This window comes from Nitrospiraceae bacterium (genome assembly GCA_020632595.1).
GTDB lineage: Bacteria > Nitrospirota > Nitrospiria > Nitrospirales > UBA8639 > Nitrospira_E.
On sequence record JACKFF010000004.1, the window covers coordinates 173,784 to 194,891 of the forward strand.

16 protein-coding genes are annotated in these 21,108 nt (G+C 47.7%); 10 read left to right on the top strand and 6 right to left on the bottom strand.

What is annotated here, in order from left to right:
* Positions 1-39 precede the first annotated feature (39 nt).
* Complete coding sequence (locus H6750_09940; protein ID MCB9774628.1) at positions 40-1,179, bottom strand: NarK/NasA family nitrate transporter; 1,140 nt, start codon at positions 1,177-1,179, stop codon at positions 40-42.
* Between the two features lie 328 nt (positions 1,180-1,507).
* Between H6750_09940 and H6750_09945 the strand changes: the two genes are divergently transcribed.
* The 5 genes from H6750_09945 to queG all read left to right on the top strand — a co-directional run bounded on the left by H6750_09945 (position 1,508) and on the right by queG (position 6,628).
* Positions 1,508-2,548 (top strand): RNA polymerase factor sigma-32, encoded by a 1,041-nt coding sequence (locus H6750_09945; GenBank protein MCB9774629.1) that lies wholly within the window; start codon positions 1,508-1,510, stop codon positions 2,546-2,548.
* 252 nt (positions 2,549-2,800) lie between these two features.
* Positions 2,801-3,118: a co-chaperone GroES gene (locus tag H6750_09950; protein MCB9774630.1), complete on the top strand. Its 318-nt coding sequence runs from the start codon at positions 2,801-2,803 to the stop codon at positions 3,116-3,118.
* Between the two features lie 77 nt (positions 3,119-3,195).
* Complete coding sequence (gene groL / locus H6750_09955; GenBank protein MCB9774631.1) at positions 3,196-4,845, top strand: chaperonin GroEL; 1,650 nt, start codon at positions 3,196-3,198, stop codon at positions 4,843-4,845.
* Positions 4,846-5,029: 184 nt separating this feature from the next.
* Positions 5,030-5,569: a hypothetical protein gene (locus tag H6750_09960; protein ID MCB9774632.1), complete on the top strand. Its 540-nt coding sequence runs from the start codon at positions 5,030-5,032 to the stop codon at positions 5,567-5,569.
* Between the two features lie 30 nt (positions 5,570-5,599).
* Positions 5,600-6,628, top strand: coding sequence for a tRNA epoxyqueuosine(34) reductase QueG (queG, locus tag H6750_09965; protein MCB9774633.1), 1,029 nt, complete (start codon positions 5,600-5,602; stop codon positions 6,626-6,628).
* Here queG and H6750_09970 read toward each other — a convergent pair.
* The gene (locus H6750_09970; protein ID MCB9774634.1) at positions 6,620-9,031 is read right to left on the bottom strand and encodes a Smr/MutS family protein; all 2,412 of its coding nucleotides are present in this window, start codon (positions 9,029-9,031) and stop codon (positions 6,620-6,622) included. The two genes, queG and H6750_09970, sit on opposite strands and share 9 nt — an antisense overlap.
* 190 nt (positions 9,032-9,221) lie before the next feature.
* Positions 9,222-9,644 (bottom strand): hypothetical protein, encoded by a 423-nt coding sequence (locus H6750_09975; GenBank protein MCB9774635.1) that lies wholly within the window; start codon positions 9,642-9,644, stop codon positions 9,222-9,224.
* 169 nt (positions 9,645-9,813) lie between these two features.
* Here H6750_09975 and H6750_09980 point away from each other — a divergent pair, with 169 nt between their 5' ends.
* From H6750_09980 to H6750_09990, 3 genes are all read left to right on the top strand, one after another.
* The gene (locus H6750_09980; GenBank protein ID MCB9774636.1) at positions 9,814-11,049 is read left to right on the top strand and encodes a hypothetical protein; all 1,236 of its coding nucleotides are present in this window, start codon (positions 9,814-9,816) and stop codon (positions 11,047-11,049) included.
* 102 nt (positions 11,050-11,151) lie between these two features.
* Complete coding sequence (locus H6750_09985) at positions 11,152-11,820, top strand: septal ring lytic transglycosylase RlpA family protein (GenBank protein ID MCB9774637.1); 669 nt, start codon at positions 11,152-11,154, stop codon at positions 11,818-11,820.
* A gap of 250 nt (positions 11,821-12,070) precedes the next feature.
* On the top strand, positions 12,071-13,342 hold the full coding sequence (locus H6750_09990; protein MCB9774638.1) for an HlyC/CorC family transporter: 1,272 nt from the start codon (positions 12,071-12,073) through the stop codon (positions 13,340-13,342).
* A gap of 151 nt (positions 13,343-13,493) precedes the next feature.
* On the opposite strand, the gene ligA is transcribed toward H6750_09990, so the two are convergent.
* The 3 genes from ligA to H6750_10005 all read right to left on the bottom strand — a co-directional run bounded on the left by ligA (position 13,494) and on the right by H6750_10005 (position 18,533).
* Complete coding sequence (ligA, locus tag H6750_09995; protein ID MCB9774639.1) at positions 13,494-15,611, bottom strand: NAD-dependent DNA ligase LigA; 2,118 nt, start codon at positions 15,609-15,611, stop codon at positions 13,494-13,496.
* Positions 15,586-17,481: a hypothetical protein gene (locus H6750_10000; GenBank protein ID MCB9774640.1), complete on the bottom strand. Its 1,896-nt coding sequence runs from the start codon at positions 17,479-17,481 to the stop codon at positions 15,586-15,588. The genes ligA and H6750_10000 overlap by 26 nt, the downstream gene beginning before the upstream one ends.
* Positions 17,482-17,576: 95 nt before the next feature.
* On the bottom strand, positions 17,577-18,533 hold the full coding sequence (locus H6750_10005; protein MCB9774641.1) for an AAA family ATPase: 957 nt from the start codon (positions 18,531-18,533) through the stop codon (positions 17,577-17,579).
* A gap of 160 nt (positions 18,534-18,693) precedes the next feature.
* On the opposite strand from H6750_10005, the gene H6750_10010 reads away from it, so the two are divergent.
* Positions 18,694-19,440, top strand: coding sequence for a LysM peptidoglycan-binding domain-containing protein (locus tag H6750_10010; protein MCB9774642.1), 747 nt, complete (start codon positions 18,694-18,696; stop codon positions 19,438-19,440).
* A 153-nt stretch (positions 19,441-19,593) separates the two neighbouring features.
* Complete coding sequence (gene trpE / locus H6750_10015) at positions 19,594-21,090, top strand: anthranilate synthase component I (protein ID MCB9774643.1); 1,497 nt, start codon at positions 19,594-19,596, stop codon at positions 21,088-21,090.
* The last annotated feature ends 18 nt before the right edge of the window (positions 21,091-21,108 follow it).

Consider the following 21,108-nt stretch of genomic DNA (forward strand, 5'->3'; position numbering starts at 1 on the left):
GTGACTCCCCTGACGGACAAATGTTTCAGTCACAGCTCGTTAAATTTCTGGAATGGATTTGTGTTTGGTTAACCGAATCGACCGCTGACCTATCATAACACTAATGCCTGCTAATCCTGAAACCAGGGCCAAGGTGAAAAATCCCGAAGAGAAGGTGCCGGTTAATTCCTTTAACCATCCAAATCCATAGGGTAAGAGGAATCCTCCAAGACCTCCCGCCGCACCAACAAAGCCGGAAGCTGTACCTATTACGGATTTGAATCGACAGGAAACAACCTGAAAAATGGCTCCGTTTCCAAATCCAAAGCAAAGCATAATTAGGAGAATCATGGCATAGGTCAAAACGAAACTATCTAGATTCCCGGAAACCAGGCATAGGGCGGCTATTATAAGATAGAGCCCTCGCAATAGGGCGATGCCCCCATGGCGATCCGCAAGAAATCCTCCTAGAGGACGGACCACACTTCCCGCTAGAGCGCAAAGCGCGGTCAATGACCCAGCCCTTACCATGCCAACTTGAAATTGATCGTGAAGAAAAATGGGGAGATAACTTGAAAGCCCTACAAATCCTCCAAACGTCACACCATACAAAAAACATAACCAGTACATGAACGGATCCTGAATACCTTTTCTCAGAAATATCCCAATACTGTTTTCTTTTGAAGAATCGGCTCTCTTCCGTATCGGAGCTGATTGAACTAACAAAGAAAACAGGAGGGCTGTCCCAATAACGGGTAGGAGCATGATACCAAAAACCTGATGCCATCCAACCCCTTCCGCAAGGCGTGGGGCCATAAACGCAGCCAACAGCACACCACTATTTCCAATCGCGACTACCCCCATGGCCAACCCCTGATGGGCTGAGGGATAGGCTTGGCTGGCCAGGGGCAGAGCAATCGCAAAGCTCGCGCCGGCAAATCCTAAAAAAAGTCCAATTCCCAGCATAGACTCGAAACTGGTTCCACCTAACCATCCCAACAGTAACCCAATGCCTTCCAAGCCCAGAATGGCCAATCCCACAACTTTGGCCCCGAATCGGTCTCCTAGCGGACCCACAATAATTCGAAGCAAGGCGCCACTCAGCAATGGGAAGCCGACTAATAGGCCTTTTTGAGAAGACGAAAGAGAAAATTCTTCAGATATGGCAATACCCATGGCCCCAAAAAGAAGCCATACCATGAAGCTTATCTCAAAGTGGAGCCACGCACCGAGGAGAGTCGGCCAATGCCCGGAACGAAAGGACTGAAATACTTCTTTCAACATAGTTCTTTCAAGGGCATAGGAGGCCTTTCTGTTTAAATTTTTCAAGCCTGTGGTCAGAGGCTGACTATAAAAAGATTTATCCGAAATAGACAATATTTCTATAAAGCAAAAACTCCAGAGAACTCTTTTTCACCTCAAAATTGGAAAAAATCCGTCATTGCGTTTGGTGATCCAAGAAAAATTCATTACAATATAACAGAAGCATGCGGCATACACCCTGCCTTCTGAATCTGCAAACCAAAGCATGACGCAAAAATCACCAAAAAAGCGGACTCCCGACGTGATCGACGTCGTGGTGAAAAAATCTATTTCTGAACTACCGAATGAAGAGGTCCATGAAGAAATCTTCCTTGATGATGCCAAGGAACCGGAGAAACAACCTGAAAGTGAAGAGACCTCCAAAGAACAGACGAAGTGGGATTCGATCTCAACCGCACTGACTCCGACCACAACGCTCAGTCGATTCTTAGCCGAAGTCCGCCGGTATCCATTTCTATCAAAAGAAGAAGAACTTCAACTATTTCATGAATATCAGACATTAGGGACACGAGAATCTGCAGTGAAATTGATTTTAGCTAACCTGCGTGTGTGTGTCTCCATCGCCTCGGAATATGGTCTTGCCGGCATTGATCAAATGGACCTGATCCAGGAAGGGAATGTCGGGCTTTTGCAGGCCATGAAGAAATTCGATCCGACCAAAAATGTTCGCTTTTATGCCTATGCAGCCTGGTGGGTTCGAGCCTTTGTACTGCGGTATCTCCTTAATAATTTTCGCCTTGTCAAGATAGGCACAACCCAGGAACAACGACGCCTTTTCTATAATCTTCGTCGCGAAAAAGCCAAATTGGAACGACAAGGCTATGTCCCCGATCCAAAGTTACTTGCAGACCGCCTTAATGTGCGTGAGCGAGATGTTGTGGAAATGGATCAACGGTTAGGAAGTTGGGAACTTTCCCTCGACCAGCCAATGACCTCAGAAGGGGATGGCACCTTTCATGACCTTCTTCCCTCTACCCAAGCTCCCATTGATGACCAGCTGGCCGACACGCAGTTGCGTCTTCTCTTCCGAAAAAAGTTAGCAGAATTTGCACAAACACTATCAGAGCGAGAGGAAGACATTCTTCGCAATCGCCTCCTATCAGAATCTCCCGTGACCTTGGAAGACTTAGGAAGAAAATATATGATTACCAAGGAGCGGACTCGTCAATTGGAGGCTAAAATTATTAAGAAGTTACGAGAGCTTATGAAAAAAGACATTCAGGATTTTGAACATCTCAGAAAGTAGCCTTGTAAGTTTATATACGTACAATTAGCTGTTTGCCGCAAGAATTGAAGGTGCTTTCTTTTTTAATGTATGGACCTCCACCTCTCGTCATTTATTGAAAATCTTACCTTTCCCTCTTGACTTCAATTTAACCAGACTTATCTTCCCCCCCAAGTTTGACACACTTTAGAAAATTCAAACAGGTGTGCGTCATCCTAAAAAGTAATCACCATTCTCTTATTCAATTAGCAACAACCAAAGAAGGAGGCAGACATGGCAGCCACAAAAGAAAAGGAAAAGAAGGAAGCCAAAGAGGGCAGCAGCGCGAAGGGATTCCGGCCTTTAGGGGATCGTGTGTTCGTAACTTACACCGAAGAATTGGAGCGAACAGCAGGGGGAATTTATGTGCCGGATTCAGCTCGTGAAAAACCACAAAGAGGCACCATTGAAGCTGCAGGACCTGATGTTGAAAATGTGAAAGTTGGCGATCAAGTCTTGTTTGACAAATATTCTGGAACCAAAATTAAGGTTGAAAACGATGACTGTTTAATCTTAAAAGAAGAAGATATTTTGGGCGTCTTCGAAAATTAACACCACCATCAAGTTCGAACTCACATTATCTAAGTGGCAATCACATCACTAAAGTATTTTTTTAAAGGAGGATATGTATGGCTAAGCAGTTGCAATACAGTGAAAAGGCACGTGCGTCTATATTGAGCGGAGTGAATCAATTGGCAGATGCGGTGAAAGCGACATTAGGGCCAAAAGGCCGGAATGCGATTCTCGACAAGAAATTTGGTGCCCCAACCATCACCAAAGACGGCGTGACGGTAGCCAAGGAAATCGAGTTAAAGAATCCGTACGAAAACATGGGCGCCCAGCTTGTTCGGGAAGTGGCAAGTAAAACGAGTGATACCGCTGGTGATGGAACCACCACTGCGACGGTATTGGCACAGGCCATTTATCGTGAAGGGGTCAAAAATATCACGGCAGGCGCCAATCCAATGGAGATCAAACGGGGAATTGATAAAGCCGTTGAAGTTGCGATTGAAGAATTGAAAAAGTTCAGCAAGCCTTGCCAGACAAAAAAGGAAATTTCTCAAATTGGTTCAATCTCCGCCAATAATGATCACACCATTGGTGACCTGATCGCCGAGGCAATGGATAAAGTGGGGAAAGATGGCGTCATCACCGTAGAAGAAGCCAAATCCATGTCGACCTCCTTGGATGTAGTCGAGGGAATGCAGTTTGATCGCGGGTATATCTCTCCCTATTTCGTAACCAATGCCGATCGCATGGAAGCTTCATTGGAAGACGCGTTCTTACTCATTGTTGAAAAGAAAATTAGCGCCATGAAAGACTTGCTCCCTATTCTGGAGCAAGTTGCGAAAATGGGGAAACCGTTAGTCATTATTGCTGAAGATGTCGAAGGCGAAGCCCTGGCAACATTGGTGGTCAACAAACTTCGTGGCACGTTAAATGTGGCAGCAGTTAAGGCTCCTGGCTTTGGTGATAGACGAAAGGCCATGTTGGAGGATATTGCCACCCTGACGGGCGGGCAAGTGATCTCCGAGGAAGTGGGACTCAAACTCGAAAGCGTGAAACTGACGGACCTCGGTCGGGCCAAACGGGTAAACATTGACAAGGACAATACCACGATCGTGGAAGGGGCTGGAGATCCCAAACGGATTGAAGGTCGCGTGAAGCAAATTAAAACACAGGTTGAGGAGACCACATCCGATTATGATCGGGAAAAATTGCAAGAGCGATTGGCGAAAATGGTTGGTGGCGTGGCCGTAATCAATGTAGGCGCCGCAACGGAAACAGAAATGAAGGAAAAGAAAGCTCGTGTGGAAGATGCCCTTCATGCGACAAAAGCCGCAGTAGAGGAAGGTATTGTTCCTGGCGGAGGCGTGGCTCTCCTTCGTTGTGTACCGGCTTTGGAAAAGATGAAATTAGACCACGATCAACAAGTCGGCGTAAATATCGTCAAGCGCTCCCTGGAAGAACCTATTCGACAAATTTCCATCAATGCAGGCGCAGAAGGCTCCATTATCGTGGAAAAGGTTCGAGGTGAAACCACAAACCGAGGATACAATGCAGGTACCGGAGAATTTGTGGATATGGTTGAGGCCGGTGTGATTGATCCGACCAAGGTCGCACGTTGTGCGTTGCAAAACGCTGCCAGCGTAGCAGGGCTCATGCTCACCACAGAAGTCATGGTTACAGAAATCCCAGAAGCAAAGGCAGAAGGTGCTGGAATGCCTGGGGGCCATGACCACGGCATGGGCGGTATGGGCGGCATGGGCGGATTCTAAAATCCGACTCACGAATATAAGAAAACCCCCTGGAGGATTAAATCCTCCAGGGGGTTTTTTATTTCTGAACCTTTAATTCTTTCGCCGATCAGACAGTAAACTTCATATAACTAAGTCATCCTACGGATCAGTTAATTGATAGCTCCCCTGCATAAGGAGACGGGTTTTTTGACAGATTGTTTGAGTGATGTGGTATAAAGAAGTCCATCTTTATGAAATCTTTCTATTGTATTCCTACACCAATGCTCATCTTTTGCTGCAGAATAAGCTAACTATGAATTTTTACTCCAACACAATCAAAGTAATAATTGCTCACACAAAAACCGGTCGGCTATTGATGTGGGCAATTGTGTTTTTTCTCCTAACCGCAATCGGCATACTTGGACCTACCTATAAGGGGGAAGCAGCCAATTCCCAGTCACGAACAGAAGCGAATTGTACCATTGGTATGGTAAAAGGCGAGGCCAAGGCTGAATGTCGAGTTCCAATTCCCAATGGCTGTACTGTCGCCCAGTTTCCTGGATACCCCGAACCGTGGATTGATATTTCCAAGGGAGGGGGAACTTCTTGTCAATTTGATGAAAAACAAACTGACTGGAAAACTTCCATTCTCGGATCATGCCAAGCTTGCACCACTGAGCAATGTACAGGAAGATTTATCGTGATGTTTAATTGTGCGAACCTTGTTCCTCCTGCTAATCCAGGAACCCCTGGCCAAAAGTAATTCTCCAATTTACCCTGAGGAGTAATACTCATGCCTCCTCGGTTGATCCTGGCAAATAAAATCAAGGAAGAGGCCCGCCGACTAGGCTTTGATGCTGTTGGGATTACTCGCCTGCCACCGCCTTTACCCACCATGCCCTTCAGTCCGGCTCAAAACACGATTTCCCATGCAGAGGAATCGATTACTTTGCGATTGTGGGAAAGGCTGAAGAAATGGCTGGACTTGGGCTTTCATGGAACTATGGAATGGATGGCCAAGGATCCGAAACGCCGATCCAACCCAGAAGAAGTCCTTCCAGGCTGTCAATCCCTGATAGTCGTGGGGATGAATTATTACACCGATCACACTCCGGATGAGTCAAATGCGGCTGGACGAATTGCCCGATATGCCTGGGGAAAGGACTATCACGGGTTCATGAAGGATCGGCTAAGACAGTTAGAAAATTTTCTTCATTCACACGTACCGGATATTCAGACGCGGAGTTATGTGGATACCGGGCCCATCATGGAAAAACCGTGGGCCCAGGAGGCCGGAATTGGCTGGATCGGCAAACATACCAATATTGTTTCCACCGAGTTTGGGTCTTGGTTATTGCTCGGAGAAATACTAACGACCTTGCAGTTGGATAGTGATGAACCCGCCATGGATTTATGTGGAACCTGCTCGCTCTGTATTCAGGCTTGTCCCACCGGCGCCATCGTGGAACCCTATCTCCTTGATGCGGAACGATGCATCTCGTATTTGACGATTGAATACCGTGGTAGTGCAGATGACCTGCCAGCCGAACTGAGAAAAAAAACAGGCAATAGGATTTTTGGCTGTGACGATTGTTTGGACATTTGTCCTTTTAATGTGAATGCAAAAGCTACTACGGAACCAGGATTCCAACCATCTCCATGGACATTACATCCCCGATTACCTGAATTGGCGAAACTGACCAAAGATGAATTTCAATCGCTCACGATAGGAAGCCCCTTGCGTCGCCCTAAGCATGAGGGCTTTATCCGAAATGTACAGATTGGACTCGATAATCACGCTCCACATATTCCTTTATCGTAATTCGATTATGGTCACACCGTCTCCTCCCTCGGCTGGATCACCGGGTCGAAAGCTTTGAATATAGGGAGAGGATTGACAAAAATTTCGAATTCCTATTTTGAGTGCGCCAGAACCCTGGCCATGGATGACTTTAAGGTATTTGGCTTGGTTGATCAGAGCATGGTCTAGGGCCGCCAGCGTCATCTCCATCGCATCGTCCAGCCGAAACCCACGAACATTCAATTCCTGTGGATATTGCCCGGGTGCCTGATGAGAGCTTGGGGGATTCGTCTCAGTGGAAATGGTGTAGAGAGATCGTTTCCGACTCAATTGCTGTGGCCCTGACAGGGATTTATTGCCGAAAGAAGCTGTTGCTCGACGTACAGCTGAAGGGGCGGTTTTAATCGTCTGGGTACCCACACGAATGGAAACCTGCTTTTTCCCTTCAAGACTTTCCTGTAAAATCCCTATCGTCCCCAATGGGTCAATTTCCACAAGGTCTCCTTCGTGTGGAGGCTCAGATGATTCCAGAGAATTATTGGGAAGGCGGGAGAGTATTTCTTGATTCACCGAACCAATAGTTTGCCGGGTAGAACGAACCTTCGAAAGTGTTTTTTCCGTTTTTAAGTCATTGATGATTTGATTAAGTTGCCGTTGTGCTTTGGAAAATTCTTGTTGCCACTGCTTACGATATCGTTGCCGGTCTACTCGTTCCTGCGCCTGCAATTGGTTGCGAGTGACTTCCGCCTCTTCAAACAAGTGTTGTGCTTCTTGACGAAGGTGTTGGGCCTGTTCACATTCACGTTCTAATCGAGTCTGTGTTTCCTGCAGAGCACGGAAGATGACATCAAGATCGCAGTCGTGTCTTTGTATCAAAACTTGGGCTGATTGAATGATTGTAGAATCCAACCCCAATCGTTCCGCAATCGCTAAGGCTGAAGACCCCCCGGGAATTCCGTCTATGAGCCGGTATGTTGGAGCGAGAGTAACCACATCGAATTCCTGACTGGCATTTCTAACATGAGGATTTCGAAAAGCAAGGGTTTTCAAGGTGGGATAATGAGTGGTCGCGATAATCGTACACCCGAATTCGCAAAGACGGGTTAAGAGGGCTTCAGCTAACGCGGCGCCCTCAATAGGATCCGTCGAGCTTCCGACTTCATCCAGGAGTACAAGGACGTCCCTGTTGGCTGGTTTCGCTAGCGATCCGATATTTTTCAATAAGGCGATCATATTGAGAATATGGCCTGAAAAGCTGGATACATCTTTGCTGAGATCTTGAGAATCCCCGATATCCGCATACACCTGTCCAAACAGTGCCATCCTAGAATCGGGGCCACAAGTCGGGTGGAGCCCAACTTTCACCATCATCGCGAATAATCCCACCAGTTTCAATGACACGGTCTTCCCACCCGCATTAGGTCCAGAAATGATGAGAACTGTGGTATCGCCCTCAATACGAATGGAATTGGGTATGACGTGTTCCTTAGTCAACGCCAGAAGTGGATGCCTGGCTTGTTGCAGATCAATACAATGATCTTGGTTTAGATTAATGGGTGAGCCATGCGTTTTAATGCTTAAACGTGCTTTGGCCATGAGGCAATCGAAATCGGCCAAACAGGACAAATTTTCACGAATGGCCCAAACATGTTCTGCGACACGACTGGACAAATCTTGCAGTATATGCCGTTCTTCTTGAGCCACCTGTAAGTCGGCAAATTTTATGGAATTATTCAATTCGATGAGATGACGGGGTTCAATAAACACCGTGGCTCCACTACCGGAAATGTCATGGACAATCCCATCAATTGCGTGTTGTCGTTCGGCTTTAATCGGAATCACGTATCGATTCTCACGCTCAGCAAAGTATTGTCCTTGAAGAAGATCCTCATATTCTTGAGAAGCCAACATCCCTTCCAACTGTCGACGCATGGTTTGACGAAGCCCCTGACGTTTCTGTGTCAATTGATAAAGCTCAGGGCTCGCGGATTCTCGCAAATGGCCGTTGAGATCAATGCATGAATCAATCACTTGTTTGATCCACAGCAGATCTTGAAGTTTTTGACAACGGGCTCTGATCATCGGAAATGAGGAGCCATAAATCTCAAGATGGTGTCTGATCGTATAACCCAGGCCTACAACCAAAGCAATATCTCGAAGGTCCGTACCTTCCAGAACTCCTTCTTTTTCAGCCCGTGCCAGCACATTTCTGATATCGGGAAACACCATGGAAGGCAGAGGATGACTGCCTTCGAGGATTTCAACCATTTCTGTGGTTTCTTGTTGATGAATACGGGCAGTTTGAAGGTCAGCTGCAAAGACGAGCGCACGACAGCAAGCAGCCCCCATCGTGGAGGCGGCTTCATTGGCAAGACAATCGATTAAAACAGGCCATTCCAAGACCTGTTCTGTGTGTTGAAGCATGCCAGACACCTTTTATTGTAGCGCGTCAGATCAAAAAGACATTCCATTGGATGCATGCCTTGGATTTAGCGCTGAGATTTTCAAGAAAACGGGTGATTAAGGAAATTTTACTGGAAGGATATAAAAGCGAGGAAGCCCTGGCAAGTAACCAACTGCAAACCTGAAAGCTACCCGAGAGGCCGGCGCAACGTTATTTTTTCATAGAATCAACGGAAAGTTTGAGGTCTTCAATGGCTTTTTGAATATTTTCCTTGATGTCCTGCCAAGCGGTTTCACTATTGTCACGAAGTTGCTCAATACGAGGAATAAGGGTATCTTGTTGCTTCTTGAAGTTGTCGAGTTGAGCTTGAAGTTTGGCTCGGGTTTTTTCTTGAAGCTCGATGCTTTGATCCCGAAGTTTCTGAATCTGTATTTCTAAATCGGTAATTTGTTTATTCAGACTCTCGGTGGAAAATTCGTCTGCTGTAGCTGCAACCGATCCTGTTTTCCTGCCAGCTGTATCTTCTGCCGAAACAAATGCCGCTCCGCTTCCCAGGAACAGACAGGCCATGATCCATCCCATTCCCAGCATAGAGGCGGCACCTCTGGTTTTTAGCAAAAAGGCATAGTGCATAATGAATCCTTTCCTCCCAAAACCCTGTTTTCTCGCCGGTTCGAATTTGATAATTCTTCTAGTCATCAAAGCAACCAGGATTCCACAAAAATTGCATGGAAATTCATACGATGCCTTGCTCAAGTGACGAACTTATCTTAGAATGCCCTCCCGTAAAATAAGGATTCATATGACTCAAGAAGACGCTCGCGCTTATCTCAACTATCTCCTGACCCTCCATTTACGCCAGGAGGAAGCCTTTGGTCCCTTAGGTTTAGCTTTTGTCAAGGAGAACGACCTGAACAAATTATCCCTCCTTCCTGAGGAACAGTTTAATTTGTTGATGGCCATAGCGACGGTCTTCTCTGCCGAACCCAAACGTTACACCATAAAATTAGAATTATTGCAAAAAGCCTACCAACTTCTACCGCAAACACGCTACCACGATCCTGAATTAGGGCGGGACCTTGAGCATTTAATCAAAAAAACCCAGAGTGATCTCCATCGTTACAGTGAAGCGATGAAGGTTGCCAGATCACAATCTCCAGATCGACAAAGCTTAATTGTCGAAACCGATATCCCTGAATATTTTCTCGAAACCGCACAAAAACGGGCCTCAGCCTATTATCAAGAAAAATATCGATTAACCAAAGAGGCAAAAACTGCCCAGCATTTTGGTGGAGCCGCAAAAAAGTTTGAACCGGACAATCTGGCGATTCATAAGGAATTTCCCGGTGCCTGCGCTCCATTTATCAATGCCCGGACCAATGCTTTTCATATTGTTTTACCTTTTGACTTAAAAATCAGTCGAAGCCCGGAAGATCCGTTGGAAGCTGGAATTCGAATTTTCTATGGAAAAATGGGCTATTCATTTCCTTTACGCTATGAGATGGGGAAATTATGCAGTTACCATGACGGCCAAGTGCTGGATGTGGATCTCCGCGATCCGAATCTTATCTTTTTCTCTGTATCGGGCATCAAGGACCCAGAGTTTATCACCCAAGCCTCTGAAAGCGATCCCTCTCTCCCACCGGAATTGGTCTACCCTATGGCCGTCTTAGAGCACACCGGTAGTTTGGGGCCATTTATTCAGGTCAGTTGTAACATCAAGGTGTGGTTCGATGCCTCTATGGTTTCACTCCTCATTCAAGGTGCGCCGGATTTACCCGATTATGGATTGCAAGGGGGAGCGGGCCTCATGACCAGAACGTACGCTTCCGATAAAGTTGAATCATATGTGCACAATTTATCTCAACCATGGCAAGAAGGCTTGAGTTTTAATTTCATAAATCTCCATCTTCAACTAAGCCGTGGCATTGACAGTGCAGTTGTACCCTGTGGAACACCGATTTTTTCAGTATATCCGGTGTTCAATCGACAGAGCTACCGCTTTGTCGACCGCCGAACGATGGACCAGGCTCCCTAGGCATCCACGGCTAACTGGTGAGTCCGTGGGACTCATACGCTTTCCAAATCATCCAACTCGCAAAGGCACCTCCCCTTTACTCTCAAGAGAGGGAAGCATGTCATGAATAGTGGCATTCCAGTCAAAAGGATTTGTCTTATCCTGACTGTCCTGCTCATGGCTGGATGTGCAGGTGGCCAATCCCGAACCCAGCCGAGGATCTCGGACACGTTTCAACGGGGAGTGGCTTCCTGGTATGGCCCAAGTTTTCATGGTAATCCGACTGCCAACGGTGAACCCTATGACATGTGGGCACTCACGGCCGCACATCCTACGCTACCCTTCGGCACACGAGTCCTCGTCCAAAGTCTCGATACCGGGAAATCCGTGACCGTTCGCATTAATGATCGTGGTCCTTTTATTCGGGGTCGAATCATTGATCTGTCCTATGGAGCTGCCCGGGAGTTGGCCATGATTGGAAGAGGAACGGAAAACGTCAGCTTAACGATCCTCGAATCGACAAACGCCAGTTCAGGCTATATGTCGAAGGAAGGATCTGATAGTTTTTGGGTGCAGGTAGGCTCTTTCACGACCTTAACCCAAGCGGTCGCCTTGCATGAACAACTGGCCGACCACTATCCCAATATTCGATTGACTACCGTGGACCTTCCATCCGGACAATGGCACCGTGTCCAGATTGGGACATTTCCCTCTCAGGAAAAGGCCAAAATTGTGGCCATAGAACTAGAAAAACAATTCGATCTTGACTCTCTTCTGATACAAGGTAACTGACTGAAATAAAAGAGCTAATCTGAGAATTCATCACGTATAATTGCCTTAAACCAATACCCTATGGTACTTTGGACCCAATCAAGCATTGAGGGCTCAAAACCTCTCATAAACAATGAGACTTTTGGCCTTATTATGAATCCCTCTCAAACTCTTCTGATACCTACTTCCTACAAGACCAGACTACCAGATCTTGCAGCTCACCTTGCTGTAACGACATATCTTTGTCACGTCGGAGCTCGTTAAGCCCTCTATGGATTTTATCGCCGTCCTTATTTGTCTAGGACTTTCCGCTTTTTTCTCCGGAGCCGAGATCGCATTTTTTTCAATAACGGAAACCCGGCTGAAAGCACTGTCCGATGAAGGTCATAAAGGGGCAAAACTGGCCCTCAAATTACGGTCCAATCCACAACGCCTTCTCTCGACAATTCTGATTGGCAATAATTTGGTCAATATCATGGCGGCCTCCATGGCAACCTTGATTGCCATCCGCTTGTTTGGATCTGAGGCCGTGGCCGTCGCTACGGGTCTCTTAACCTTTATGGTCCTGTTATTCGGTGAAATCGTCCCTAAAACGCTTTGTGCCAAATATTCTGAAACGGCCGTACAATTACTGGCATACCCCATATATCTTCTCGAACAATTATTTTTTCCTTTTCTCTATTTTTTAGAACCGTTTATTTTAAAACTCACAGGGGGTCGGGGATTAACCGTTCCGTTTATCACGGAAGAAGAACTCAAGATCATGCTTGATGCCGGAGGAAAAGCGGGTGTACTGGAAACCGATGAAGTGAAAATGATTAAAAACGTATTTGATTTCAATGACGTGACGGCTGAAGATGCGATGACGCCAAGGATATATATGTTCGCCCTCGATGGCAATCAAACACTTGGAGAAACACGGGAAGAATTATTTAAAGCAAAATATTCACGAATTCCCATTTACGAAGGAAACCCGGACAATATCACCGCCATTCTCTATCGCAATCATGCCTTGATGGAACTGGCTCAAAGTCATACAAACCTCACCCTCAAATCATTTGCCAAACCCGCATTATTTATCCCCTCAACCAAAACGGCCGATGATTTATTACGGCAATTCCAACAGGAAAAACGACATATTGCGATTGTGGTCAATGAATTTGGGGGAGTGATGGGTTTAATTACCGTCGAAGATCTGCTGGAAGAAGTGGTAGGCGAGATTCTGGATGAAGGCGACCTGAGTGAAGAATGGATTCGCCGGACGGGGAAAAATCAAATATTAGTAGATGGGAGAACCGAGGTCCGCCGCATCAATGAATTTCTTAAGGTCGAACTCGACGAAGAGCAAAATACAATCAGCGGACTTATCCTCGAAGAATTAGGCCATATTCCTGCTGTCGGTGAGAAGGTTCAAACGGACAATTGTCTTTTAATTGTCCAAGAAGCAGATGAACGCTCTATCAAGGGTGTCCAGATCATCAAGGAAGAACCTGTTCCCGAAACGCCTCCCACCGAACCATCTACGGTGTCTTCGGAATCCTAACACAAACTTTCCGGTTGTATAATGTAATGTAACCTGCCGGTACAATTTACCAACGTCACCTTTCCTCAATCCCAGCGAAACAATTGATCTATGCTTTTCTTGCAACCCACTCTGTTTCATAGTCAAGCCTATCGATTATTCGATAGAAACTTTACTCGTTGGATGATGAGGGTAAAGTGTTCCCGGATTGAATTAATAAGCTGAATGCATTTTCATCTAAAATTCGAACTCCTAGTGTGGCTGCCTTGTCATATTTAGAGCCGGGGTCTTCGCCGGCTATAAGATAATCTGTCTGTTTACTGATGCTGGAAGTGACACGTCCACCTAACTCTTCGATTTTGTGTTTTGCCTCCTGACGGGAATAACCGTTCAACGTTCCGGTAAGCACAAAAATCTTCCCCCTTAGGGGTTGAACATGCGGCTCTGACATATTTGCTTCCTGTTGAACCCGAACTCCCAACGACTCCATGTGTTGCCAAACCTTCAAATTACGGGATTCTTTAAAAAAATGTGTCACGCTCGCAGCAATCTCTGGGCCGATGTCACGGATTTGCAAAAGTTCCTCTTGGGTAGCCTTCTTCAAATTGTCGAGTGAACCAAAATTTTGCACCAAAACTCTGGCGATATGAGCCCCCACATGACGTATGCCAAGGCCAATCAACAGGCGCACAAAGGGAACCTCCTTGCTCCTTTCGATTTCTCCCAAAAGCTGCCTCGCGGATTTGTCTGCAAAACCTTCTAATTGAAGAAGGTCGTCAACATCTAATGTATACAGATCGGACAAATCCTTGACGAAGCCTTTGTCAACCAGCTGTGCGACAGTTTTTTTCCCAAGCCCTTCGATATTCAAGGCACCTTTTGATGCAAAATGTTCCAGGGATCCCTTGAGTTGGGCGGAACATACCGTTTGGCCAGTACAATACAGAATGGGACCTTCCTGAATGGTATGAGACTGACAAACGGGACAGGTTGTTGGTGGCTGAAAAGGAGCCCCACGCACTTCATCCGGCACGGGCACTCGTTCCACCACATCGGGAATAACGTCCCCTGCCCGTTCGACTTTTACGGTATCACCCACCCTTACATCTTTACGGGCGACTTCCTCCACGTTATGCAATGAGGCCCGACTCACCGTCACACCACCGATTTCCACCGGATCCAATAGGGCAATGGGCGTGAGGGCCCCGGTCCGACCAACCGACATGGCAATCTCCTGAACTTTAGTCAGTTCCTTTCTTGGAGGAAATTTGAAAGCAATGGCCCATCGGGGGCTGCGGGACTTTTCGCCAAGCGCCTTTTGCCAATCGAACCGGTCAATTTTGATGACGATGCCGTCAATTTCGAACGGCAAAACATCCCGTTGTTCAAACATTTCACGATGAAATTCCAGAGCTTCCCGGATGGAATGGCAGTGACGGCGAAATTGAGGGATGGGCAATCCCCAGGCCTCCAGACACGTGACCGCTTCAAAATGGGTGCTGGGTCTCCTTGGCCCCGAACTCATGAAATCATAGCAGGTGATGGTGAGTGGGCGGGTTGCGGTGATCGCCGGATCCAATTGGCGTAAGGTTCCGGATGCCGCATTGCGCGGATTGGCAAAGGGTTCTTCACCTTGTTCGGTTAAGCGCCGATTCAAGATGTGAAAATCCTGGAGCTTCATAAACACCTCACCCCGCACCACCACATGGGAGGGAACAGTTCCGCCTTCCTTCAACTGTAATGGCAGAGCACGTATGGTACGAAGATTGTGTGTCACGTCCTCCCCTATTGCCCCATTTCCTCTCGTAGCCCCTCGCACAAATACGCCATGGTCGTAAGTGAGGGCAACAGATAATCCATCGTATTTGGGTTCGGCCGAATAGCTCGGCTGTCGCACATCTAACTCCCGGCAAACCCGCTGATCAAAGGCCAATACACGCGCTTCATCCATTTCCGAATCCAAGCTAAGAAGAGGGAATTCGTGTGTAATTTTATTGAATTGGGCCAGTGGCGCACCCCCGACCCGCTGGGTTGGCGAATCTGGGGTCCTGAGGTCAGGGTATTGGCTCTCTAAGTCTTGAAGTTCTCGAAAAAGTTGGTCATATTCCGCATCAGAGATTTCCGGTCGGCTTCGAACATAATACAATTCATCATGTCGACGGATGGCGTGCTTTAATTTTTCAAGCTTCAGTTGAACCTTTGCGGATGGCACAGCACGAGATTGAGGAGGCTTGGAAGAATCCTCTACTCCGGTCTCATCAGGATTATTCTCGAATAAATTTGGCTGCATAACTTCGGATTTCGTGCCCATTCAACACATGAAATTGCCGCAGACGAGCAATGGTTTGCCCTGAAAACCGATGCAAGGGAATGGGCAGGAGCTTCCGGCCGAAGCGACGGGCCATCTTTCGCCAGGCCCAAGTCAGCGGAACCGGAGAGACGACAGCCACAACAGGTTCTTGTGAATGGGCGCAGGCTCCGGCAAGCAATCGTTCTTCGAGCGAAGTCGCAAAATCGAATAGGGGATTTTCCCATATATCAGGAATAAGGCGAGGCGGATACAGAAAAAGCGCGCCTCCATAACATGCTTGTCCGATTCCTGGTCCGACCATGTTCGGCGAAAAGGGGGTCGCGTAAAAACTGAGAGTGGACTCTTCTTGATGTTCGGCATACCAGGTCGTTTGCCAGGAAAACTTCTGGGGATCAGCCGGCACCTCAAAGAAAAAAACCAACGATTCAATGATTCCTCGCACGGGAGGGACTACTTTAACATGAATATCGCGCGCGGATCGTTGTGGGGTAATAGCCCACTGGCGCAAGGTCGCCCGGAGATCAATTCCATCTTCCAGCGAGTTGGTGAATCGTTCAACCCTGCCTAAATCTGCCCCTAAGACCTGTCGACTATGCTGTCGAACATGCGCCGCAAAGGATTCAATGCGCTGATCTTCAGGAGGCCAGGAACACTGGCGGTAAGGATTCCATTGTTGGGCCCAAGCCTGTGTTTTGGGTCTTGTGGGGTCAGGCCGGAGGGTAACACGGCGCCAAACCAAAGGATCTCCTTGCAGCCGATTCACAGCCGGAAGAATAGTGCCCCCAGGGTCTTGAAGCTCGCCAATTCCCATCAACACACTAGGCCTGGTATCCAATACGGATGGTTGAGTTTGGTAGTCATAGGTTTTGGCGGTTTCCAATAACCTCAAGGCAAATTCATCTCCAGCCATTTGCTTGGCAGCCAGAACCAAGGTATACAAATCCGGTTTAAGCCGATGCTCGAGAAGTGTCAAGTTCCGTACATATTGAAAATAGCGTTGCAATAATTGTGGGGTGACCCAATTAGTTTCGTGCGCGATAGCCGTGGAACGAGATGTCAGCCAGCGGGCCCGTGCTTCTAGAACGAGTTCTTTAATGCCATCAATAGCCAAATGCGTATCGGCACGGGCTTCTTCCCGTCTTTGCTCATAGAGATGGGTAACATAGGGTAATTCGCTCAACGCAAAGTAAAGGGAAGACGGTTCGACCTTCCACCACTCGGGAAGACTTATGTTCTGCTCGGGTGAAATATACGGCATCCGCTCGCGATAGGCCTGACGCAACCAGGGCCAATCCGTCATGGGGCAGAGAAAAAGAATGGACGAAAAGTCCAGTTCGAGTTCATGAAGTCGAAAGGCCATCCAACGGATGCGTTCCCAACGAGAAGATGGGTCTTGAGGTGGCGGCAAAAAAGGTGTGGTGGCCGCAGAGAAGGCTGCCAACGGCACAGCCTTTAAGGTATAGGGATCAGGCCCGACCCAGGAGACGGGATGATAGCGTCGGACTTCACGATCGATATAGGCTCGGGGGATCATTTCCGACATGGCTGCTCGAATCCCCATGATCACCGGTTGGCAGGGATCAATCGGCACATAAGAGCAGCTCGAGGCTCCATCGTCATGCTGTTCTGGAAGAACCACCAGACTGATGACAGGCAACTGGTCGATCCCTTTTTCTAGGAGGAATTGCACCGATGGTGGTAGAGGAAGGACCACACAATCAATGTGGCGGGACACAATAATCTCGCGGACGACATGAGCCATATCTCCACTTCCATGCACGACCGGCAGGACATGAATATTGGAAGAGAGAGCAAAGATCGTATCGGGGGTCAACGAGGAGAGAGTCATGTTGCGTCCTGCAGGAAAAGCTGTGAGGCTTTCCGACTCAAGAATTAGAGGACGGGCTGTGCATCAGGGTCACCAAGGGTTACAGGTCTGAAGGCCTACTGGTCGGGATGCAGGGGATGATCCTCTTCAAAGAAGAAATCCCCCAATCCTTTAGGGAGAGCATGCCCGTGCAATGTCTGTGACCGGCGTTTTGCCAACACATCAAGATCTTCTGCTTCTTCTCCCAAAACATTGATCAGGGCTTCACGCCAAGCCGGATCACGGGCCACGGGATGGTGAGGGTCTTGGGCCATCCGTTTCATCGCATATTGCACCATGTGCATCCCGTCCCGAATGGAGAACGGGAGATCCAGCTGATGCGCTTTTTGAAGAAAATTCACGGTGAGTGTTATTAATTCCGCAGATGCAAACGGAAGGTGATACCGCAAAATGGCCAATTCATGTTCCTTGTTAGGAAATTCCACCTTCAATGTCGGTTGAAGGCGAGATAGGATATAATCCGGCACCTCATAGGTTGAGGCATCCTCATTCATCGTGACACAACACCGAAAATTCTCATGCGCATGAATTTGAACACCCGCCACGACCGAATCGACCGAGCGTCGATGATCAAGCAGGGAGGCAAGCGAGGCCCAACTCTTTTCATTCATCCGGTTGCCTTCATCGAGCAGACAGACATTGCCGGTGACCATAGCCGTGACTAAAGGAGAGGCTTGATAGGTAATCGTGCCTCCCTCAGAAATGACCGGGGAGACGAGAAGGTCTTCTGGCCTGGTATCCGCCGTACATTGGTAAATGAAAAGTTCCTGCTTCCGCTCCTGAGTGGCCGCCATGGCGAGTGTGGTCTTCCCTACACCCGGCTGACCGATAATTCTCGGTGATAAAGGCACATCTTTTTCATCAACGATAAACCAACAGGCGAGAAGCTGGCGTAAAATTTCCTGATCGCCCATCCAGGCTTGCGTGTACGTAAGGGGACGGGCCAGGCGAAGCGCAACCTGCCCGATGTGCATAACCGTAGGATCCGCAGAATGTGAAAATGGAGAGGTCATAGAAAAGGATGAAGGCAACTTGTAAAGGAAATTATCATAGCCATTTTTCTATGGTCAATGAATCGTGGTGTTCGGTTACTTCTGCTTGCATGCAAAATAGTTGTTTGACATTATCCCTATTCCGAATTATTGTGTAGCAAAAGATGACCAGACGGTGCAGATGTTCGCCTTCTTGTTATTGACCATTGTCCCTAAAGGAGGGATACATATGAACCTCAGAGGAGGAATGCGTAATATGGTGCAACCATTGTTCGGGGGACGTCAAGGAGATCCCCACTTATCGAGTTGTTTTGGATACCTGAAAATTGCAGCTGGCATACTGGTCTGTAGTGGAGTCTTGACCGGATGTGTCAGCACGGAAAAGTTTGAAGCCGAGAAGGCACGTGCGTTAAATTTCCAAAGGCTGTTAGCGCAGGAAGAAAAACGAACCGGTGAATTAAATGTGAAGTATCAAGACACGCAACGACAACTGGGATCATTGGAGTCGCAAAACCGAGATTTAAATGCCGAATTAGAAGCATTGCGCGACCAATTGAACCGTTCCCATGACGAACTTTCGCGTGTAAGAGAGGGAGGGATGGGAAAATCAGATGATCTGAAACTTTCCGAGCCTTCAATCTCTGAGTTTGGCCTGAATGATCTTGACTTTAAAGATTCAGATATGACGAAACTTGATTCGGACTTGAATTTGGGGGACAGCATTCCTCTGGATTCACCGAGTATGGATACGATGGGAAGTGATACCATAGGAAGTCATGGAGAAGGGTCACATATTGTAGCGAAAGGCGAGACCCTCTACCGGATTTCCAAAGAGTACGGCGTATCGATCGCCGATCTCAAAGCCTGGAATCAGTTGACGGATAACACCATTCACGTTGGACAAAAGCTTATCGTCAGCGGTCAGTAATTTCACCTCCATTCATTCTTCACACTAAGGTCGGAATCCCAGGGAAAGTCGCTTCCTTCGGTTCCGGCCTTTATTTATTCCTCCCTTGCGAAGACCTGTGTCTCACCGGCACTTTCGTTGACACCTCATAGGCCATATGCTACCGTCAAATCCATGAAAAATGCTTATTATTCAGTGAGTTTTGATGAATTTTGCCAATTCGCCTCACAAGGAAACCTCGTCCCCCTTTATCGAGAAATTTTGGCGGATTTCGAGACGCCTGTGTCGGCATTTTCCAAAATTAATACGGGAGCCAATGCCTTTTTATTTGAAAGTATCGAAGGGGGAGAAAACTGGGCACGATATTCCTTCCTGGGTAGTCACCCTTCCGTCATGTTGTGGGAGGAGAACGGCGAAGTGGTCACCCAAAAAGGCCGGAAACAACACCGTGTCCCGCTGCAGGACAACCCCTTGGACCATGTTCAGAATACCATGGCAGAGTATCATCCGGTTGTCGTACCCGGGTTACCACGATTTGTTGGTGGTGCAGTGGGTTATTTGGGTTATGACGTGGTCAAGTCTTTTGAGCCGGTTCCGTCTCGAGCGAAACCCGGGATTAAAACTCCCCTCTTTGCGTTTTGCATAACCGATACCTTACTCATTTTTGACAATGTCGCCCATACCCTCAAAGTCGTGGCCAATGCCCATATTACTTCTGCAAAGAAGACCCAACTTCGCCAGATCTATCAAGACGCCATCAAGCGGATTGAATCAATCATTGCCAGACTTCATAAACCAAGCCGGCGACCTACGGCCTCGATTCGACGTGCACCACTCAAATTTCAATCGAATCTGTCTCCTGAGGACTTTGAAAAAATGGTGCTTCGGACAAAGGAATACATTCAGGCCGGGGATATCATCCAGGGTGTCATGTCCCAACGCTGGCAGACCACGATCCACACTGATCCCCTGGAGATTTATCGAGCCCTGAGGGTGCTCAATCCCTCACCCTACATGTTCTATTTACGCATGGCCGGCGTCGAACTCGTGGGATCTTCTCCAGAAATTCTTGTGCGATGCGAAGAAGGTCATATTGTGGTGAGACCCATTGCCGGAACCCGTCCCCGTGGCCAGACGCCAGACGCTGACAACGCATTGGAACAGGATCTCTTATCCGATCACAAGGAATTAGCCGAACATGTCATGTTGGTGGATTTAGGTCGCAATGATGTGGGCCGAGTGGCCAAAACCGGAACAGTCAGACTTGAACGGTTCAAGAACGTTGAACGGTATTCCCATGTCATGCATATTGTATCTCAAGTCAAGGGAGAATTAGATCCGCAATACACTGCCTATGATGTCATGAAGGCGTGTTTTCCGGCCGGGACGGTGTCCGGTGCGCCGAAAATCCGAGCCATGCAAATCATTGAGGAGTTGGAACCCACTCGTCGGGGACCTTATGCGGGAGCGGTCGGGTATTTTAGTTTTTCAGGAAATATGGATACCTGCATCAATATTCGTACGGTCGTCGTTCAAGGACAAAAGGCGTATATTCAGGCCGGTGCCGGAATTGTCGCGGATTCTGACCCTACCCGCGAATATGAAGAAACTCGAACAAAAGCCGGCGCCATGATGAGAGCCATCGAAATGGCTGAACGTGGTCTCGCGTAAAAAGATTTGAGAAGAACC

Bases quoted from the DNA above. Each gene is read 5' to 3' on its own strand.
- H6750_09940 (MCB9774628.1), bottom strand. From the start codon at position 1,179: ATGGTATGGCTTCTTTTTGGGGCCATGGGTATTGCCATATCTGAAGAA.
- H6750_09945 (MCB9774629.1), top strand. From the start codon at position 1,508: ATGACGCAAAAATCACCAAAAAAGCGGACTCCCGACGTGATCGACGTC.
- H6750_09950 (MCB9774630.1), top strand. From the start codon at position 2,801: ATGGCAGCCACAAAAGAAAAGGAAAAGAAGGAAGCCAAAGAGGGCAGC.
- groL (MCB9774631.1), top strand. From the start codon at position 3,196: ATGGCTAAGCAGTTGCAATACAGTGAAAAGGCACGTGCGTCTATATTG.
- queG (MCB9774633.1), top strand. From the start codon at position 5,600: ATGCCTCCTCGGTTGATCCTGGCAAATAAAATCAAGGAAGAGGCCCGC.
- H6750_09970 (MCB9774634.1), bottom strand. From the start codon at position 9,031: ATGCTTCAACACACAGAACAGGTCTTGGAATGGCCTGTTTTAATCGAT.
- H6750_09975 (MCB9774635.1), bottom strand. From the start codon at position 9,644: ATGCACTATGCCTTTTTGCTAAAAACCAGAGGTGCCGCCTCTATGCTG.
- H6750_09980 (MCB9774636.1), top strand. From the start codon at position 9,814: ATGACTCAAGAAGACGCTCGCGCTTATCTCAACTATCTCCTGACCCTC.
- H6750_09985 (MCB9774637.1), top strand. From the start codon at position 11,152: ATGAATAGTGGCATTCCAGTCAAAAGGATTTGTCTTATCCTGACTGTC.
- H6750_09990 (MCB9774638.1), top strand. From the start codon at position 12,071: ATGGATTTTATCGCCGTCCTTATTTGTCTAGGACTTTCCGCTTTTTTC.
- ligA (MCB9774639.1), bottom strand. From the start codon at position 15,611: ATGCAGCCAAATTTATTCGAGAATAATCCTGATGAGACCGGAGTAGAG.
- H6750_10000 (MCB9774640.1), bottom strand. From the start codon at position 17,481: ATGACTCTCTCCTCGTTGACCCCCGATACGATCTTTGCTCTCTCTTCC.
- H6750_10005 (MCB9774641.1), bottom strand. From the start codon at position 18,533: ATGACCTCTCCATTTTCACATTCTGCGGATCCTACGGTTATGCACATC.
- H6750_10010 (MCB9774642.1), top strand. From the start codon at position 18,694: ATGTTCGCCTTCTTGTTATTGACCATTGTCCCTAAAGGAGGGATACAT.
- trpE (MCB9774643.1), top strand. From the start codon at position 19,594: ATGAAAAATGCTTATTATTCAGTGAGTTTTGATGAATTTTGCCAATTC.